Source organism: Asanoa sp. NPDC050611 (assembly GCF_040654855.1).
GTDB lineage: Bacteria > Actinomycetota > Actinomycetes > Mycobacteriales > Micromonosporaceae > Asanoa.
The window spans coordinates 1-4,397 of the sequence record NZ_JBFAIU010000479.1 but is presented as its reverse complement, the minus strand read 5'-3'; the positions used below and the strand labels follow the sequence as shown (position 1 = coordinate 4,397).

The window sequence follows — 4,397 nt, the reverse complement described above, 5'->3', positions numbered from 1 at the left end:
CCCGAAGGCCACGCCGGCTCCGACAAATGCCGCGAACTACGTCCAAGCGAGCAGGGTCGCCTCAGGATCGCTGAGGAACGCGCCCACGTCGCGCAGGTACTTCGCGCCCAGCTCACCGTCGATGATCCGGTGGTCGAACGACATCGCCAGCTGCGTGACCTGGCGAATCTTGATCTCGCCCTCGTGCACCCACGGCGTCTCGCGCACGGCACCGAACGCGATGATCGCCGACTCGCCCGGCGGCAGGATCGGCGTGCCCGCATCGACACCGAACACGCCGACGTTGGTGATCGTCAGCGTGCCGCCCGACATGTCCGCCGGCGGCGTCTTGCCCGACTTCGCGGTCTGCACCAGCGCGGTCATCGCGTCGGCCAACTCCCGCAGTGACAGCCGGCCGGCGTCCTTGATGTTCGGCACGATCAGCCCACGCTCGGTCGCCGCCGCGATGCCCAGGTTGACGTAGTCCTTGACGATGATCTCGTCGCCGGCCCAGGTCGAGTTGACCATCGGGTGTCGCTTGGCGGCCAGCAGCGCCGCCTTGGCCACGAGCAGCAGCGGGGAGATCCGCACCTCGCGCCAGTCGGGCAGCGCCCGCAGCCGGTCGATCACCTGCATCGTCCGGGTCATGTCGACGGTGAGGAACACCGTGACGTGCGGCGCGGTGAACGCCGACGCCACCATGTTCTCCGCGGTCAGCTTGCGCACGCCCTTGACCGGGATGCGCTGCTCGCGCGCGCCGGCCGGAACGGCGACCGCCGGCGCCGCGGCCTGCGCGGCACCACCGTTCTGCGCCGCCAGGACGTCGTCACGGGTGATCGAGCCGAGCGGACCCGACCCGACCAACGTGCTCAGGTCGACCCCGAGGTCCTTGGCCAGCTTGCGGACGGGCGGCTTGGCCAGCGCCACCTGGTCGGTGCGTCCGGCGCCGGGGGCGGGTGCCGGTGCGGCCTCGACGGGAGCGGCCGGTGCGGGAACCACGGGTGCGGGCGCCGGCTGGACCGGTGCGGGCGTCGGCTGGACCGGTGCGGCCGCGGTGGCCGCCGCAGCGCCGTCGCCCTTGCGGGGGCGCCGCTTGGCCGAGGGCGTCTTCGGCCCGTAGCCGACCAGCACGGCGTTGGCCTTGGGTGCCGGGCCGCCGATCAGCCCGGGCTCGACCGAGCCCTCGGCCGGGGCCACGTCGACCGCGGCCAGCGAAGCCGCCGACGGCTCCGGGACGTCGCCCGCCGTCGGGTCGGTGTCGATCGAGATGATGGGGTTGCCCACCTCGACGGTCGTACCCTCGGGATAGTGGATCTGGACGACCTTGCCGCCCCATTTCGCCGGGATCTCCACGGCCGCCTTGGCCGTCTCGACCTCGACGATCGGCTGGTTGAGCTCGATCTCCTCGCCGACTTCGACGAGCCACTTGATGATCTCGCCCTCGACCAACCCCTCACCGAGGTCGGGCAGGTTGAAGTTCTTGATCCGGGACATCGCGGTCACCAGCCGAACGAGCGGTCGACGGCGTCGAGCACTCGGTCGAGATCGGGCAGGTATTCCTCTTCGACCCTAGCCGCGGGGTACGGCGTGTTGAAGCCGGTCACCCGGAGCACGGGGGACTCCAGGGAGTAGAAGCACTCCTCGGTGATCCGAGCCGCAAGCTCGGCACCGAGGCCGACGTTGCTCGGTGCCTCGTGCACGACCACGCACCGGCCGGTGCGCCGGACCGAGTCGTAGACCGGGGTCATGTCGAGCGGCGAGAGCGAACGCAGGTCGATCACCTCGAGCGAGCGCCCGTCCTCCTCGGCCGCACTGGCGGCGTCGAGCGCGGTGCGCACCATCGGCCCGTACGCGAGCACGGTCACGTCCGTGCCGGCGCGCACCGTGCGCGACGCGTGCAGCGGGTAGGCGGCGGAGAGGTCCTGACCGAGGTCGACCTCGCCCTTCTCCCAGTAGCGCCGCTTCGGCTCGAAGAACACGATCGGGTCGTCGGACGCGATCGCCTGCTGGATCATGTAGTACGCGTCCTCCGGCGAGGAACACGCGACCACCTTGAGGCCGGCGGTGTGCGCGAAGTACGCCTCAGGCGACTCCGAGTGGTGCTCGACCGCGCCGATGCCGCCGCCGAACGGGATGCGGATGACGATCGGCAGCCGCACCTTGCCCTGCGAGCGGAAGTGCATCTTCGCCACCTGCGAGACGATCTGGTCGTACGCGGGGTAGACGAACCCGTCGAACTGGATCTCGCAAACCGGGCGGTAGCCACGGATGGCGAGGCCGACGGCCGTGCCGATGATGCCGGACTCGGCGAGCGGGGTGTCGATCACCCGGTCCTCACCGAAGTCCTTCTGGAGGCCGTCGGTGATCCGGAAGACGCCGCCCAGCTTGCCGACGTCCTCACCCATGATCACGACCTTGGGGTCGTTCTCGAGAGCGCGCCGCATGCCGTTGGTGAGCGCCTTGCCAATAGTCAGCTTCTCGGCCATCAGTGCGCACTCCCCTCGAACGAGGCAAGGTATTCGCCGAACCGCTCGCGCTCCGCGTCGACCAGCGGCGAGCCGTTGGGGTAGACGTTGTCGAACAGCGTCAGCGGCGATGGGTCGGGCATCTCGAGGACCCGCTCGCGCAGGTGCAGCGACTCGCGCTTCGCCTGCTCGTCGACCTCGGCGAAGAAGGCCGCGTCCGCGATCTGCTCCTTCTCCAGGAAGGCGCGTACGCGCTTGATCGGGTCCTTCGCCTGCCAGGCCTCGACCTCGCTGGCGATCCGGTAGCGGGTCGGGTCGTCGTTGGTCGTGTGCGCGCCCATCCGGTAGGTGTAGGCCTCGATGAGCGTCGGACCCTGGCCCAGGCGGGCGTGGTCGAGCGCGGCGCGGGTGACCGCGTAGGAGGCGAGCACGTCGTTGCCGTCGACCCGAATGCCGGGGAAGCCGAAACCGCCCGCACGGCGGTAGAGGGGGATGCGGGTCTGCCGCTCGAGGGGCTCGGAGATGGCGTACTGGTTGTTCTGGCAGAAGAAGACCAGCGGGGCGTTGAACACGCCGGCCCAGATGAACGCCTCGTTGACGTCACCCTGGCTGGTCGCGCCGTCGCCGAAGTAGGCGATGACCGCTTCGCCCTCGTCGGTGCCGGTCTTGCCGTCCATGGTCACGCCCATGGCGTACCCGGTCGCGTGCAGGGTCTGCGCCCCGATGACGATCGTGTACATGTTGAACTTGAACTCGTTGGGGTCCCAGCCGCCCTGGTCGACGCCGCGGAACAGGCCCAGCGGCATGATCGGGTCGATGCCGCGGCAGTAGAGGACGCCGTGCTCGCGGTAGGTCGGGAACGCCATGTCCTGGGGGCGCAGCGCGCGGCCGGAGCCGACCTGCGCGGCCTCCTGGCCCAGCAGGCTGGCCCAGATGCCCAGCTCGCCCTGGCGCTGCAGGGCCGTGGCCTCGGCGTCCAGCTTCCGGACAATCACCAGATCGCGGTAGAGACCGCGGTATTCCTCATCGGTGAAGTCGGCACGGTAGACCGTGCCGTCCGATCCGGTCACCGACTCGATGCGCTCACCCTCAGGGGTGAGTAACTGGACAAGCTCCCCGTCGGGGGGCGAGCCTCCCTTGGCCATCGTGTCTCCCTGTCTGTGGTGCGGCGCCGGGGGTGTCCCGGCTGCGCAGCTTGTCGCCTGCCGGCTGTGCCGACCGGCCCTGTCTCACCGCGCCTGACCCGGTGGGGCCGCCGCGCGGTTGGGAGCCGGCATCGCGTTCCGCGCCCGCCGCAGGAGGTGCATGAGGCCACGGCCACGTTGCCGTCGCCTCCATCCTCGCATTGCCGGAGGCGGTCCCACAGGTTGGTTGACACTCTCCATGATCGAGCTGGCCCTGGTCCAGCAGGGTGAAAGTTGGCACATAGACACGCTGTAGGTGACTGGCAAACCGAGCGTAACTGCGTGACCCTGGTTGCCGGACACGATGACCGAATAGGACGGATTAACCCGTCCTGGTGACTCACCTGCAGACGAGGAGTTCGGCCGTGCCGGACCATGCCCCCTGGCCACCGCCGCCCGGTGGCCGACATCGCGCGGCCGGGCTCTCCGGGCCAGGCCGGCGCTACGCGCTGATCGTGCTCGCGCTGGCGGTGACCTCGTCGTTGCCGATCCTCGCCGCGATCGGGCCCGGTGCCGGGTCGATCGGCGACGCCCTGGCCGGCCAGGATCTGGCAGGGACCACGCCGTTCATCGCGCCGCCCTCGCCCGACCCGATCGTGGTCATCCCGATCCGTCCGGGCGTGCTCGACCAGCCGCCGCCGCTGGTGACGCTGCCGGAGCCGGCCGGCACCGCCGCGCCGCCGCGCCGGCCGGTGAAGCGGAGCACCGTCGCCAAGATGCGACCCCTTCGCCAACTATCAGCTGGCGTGGTCCGCGGACGGTCTCAAGC

General features: G+C 70.3%; 3 protein-coding genes and 1 pseudogene. 1 reads left to right on the top strand and 3 read right to left on the bottom strand.

The window, feature by feature from the left end:
* Nucleotides 1-36: 36 nt before the first annotated feature.
* Genes AB0H87_RS38590 through pdhA form a run of 3 tightly spaced genes read right to left on the bottom strand, consistent with a single transcriptional unit; the run spans nucleotide 37 to nucleotide 3,589 of the window.
* Nucleotides 37-1,473 carry a dihydrolipoamide acetyltransferase family protein gene (locus tag AB0H87_RS38590; protein WP_360157721.1) on the bottom strand — a complete coding sequence of 479 codons (1,437 nt, stop codon included), beginning with the start codon at nucleotides 1,471-1,473 and terminating at the stop codon, nucleotides 37-39.
* A gap of 5 nt (nucleotides 1,474-1,478) precedes the next feature.
* Nucleotides 1,479-2,468 (bottom strand): alpha-ketoacid dehydrogenase subunit beta, encoded by a 990-nt coding sequence (locus tag AB0H87_RS38585; RefSeq protein ID WP_360157724.1) that lies wholly within the window; start codon nucleotides 2,466-2,468, stop codon nucleotides 1,479-1,481.
* Nucleotides 2,465-3,589, bottom strand: coding sequence for a pyruvate dehydrogenase (acetyl-transferring) E1 component subunit alpha (gene pdhA, locus AB0H87_RS38580; RefSeq protein WP_360157718.1), 1,125 nt, complete (start codon nucleotides 3,587-3,589; stop codon nucleotides 2,465-2,467). Before pdhA ends, AB0H87_RS38585 begins: the two co-directional genes overlap by 4 nt.
* A gap of 404 nt (nucleotides 3,590-3,993) precedes the next feature.
* On the opposite strand from pdhA, the pseudogene AB0H87_RS38575 reads away from it, so the two are divergent.
* Nucleotides 3,994-4,397, top strand: a pseudogene (locus tag AB0H87_RS38575) (hypothetical protein); the annotation flags it as partial.

What these genes read in the sequence shown, in the direction of transcription:
- pdhA (WP_360157718.1), bottom strand. Translation starts at nt 3,589, where the DNA reads ATGGCCAAGGGAGGCTCGCCCCCCGACGGGGAGCTTGTCCAGTTACTC.
- AB0H87_RS38590 (WP_360157721.1), bottom strand. Translation starts at nt 1,473, where the DNA reads ATGTCCCGGATCAAGAACTTCAACCTGCCCGACCTCGGTGAGGGGTTG.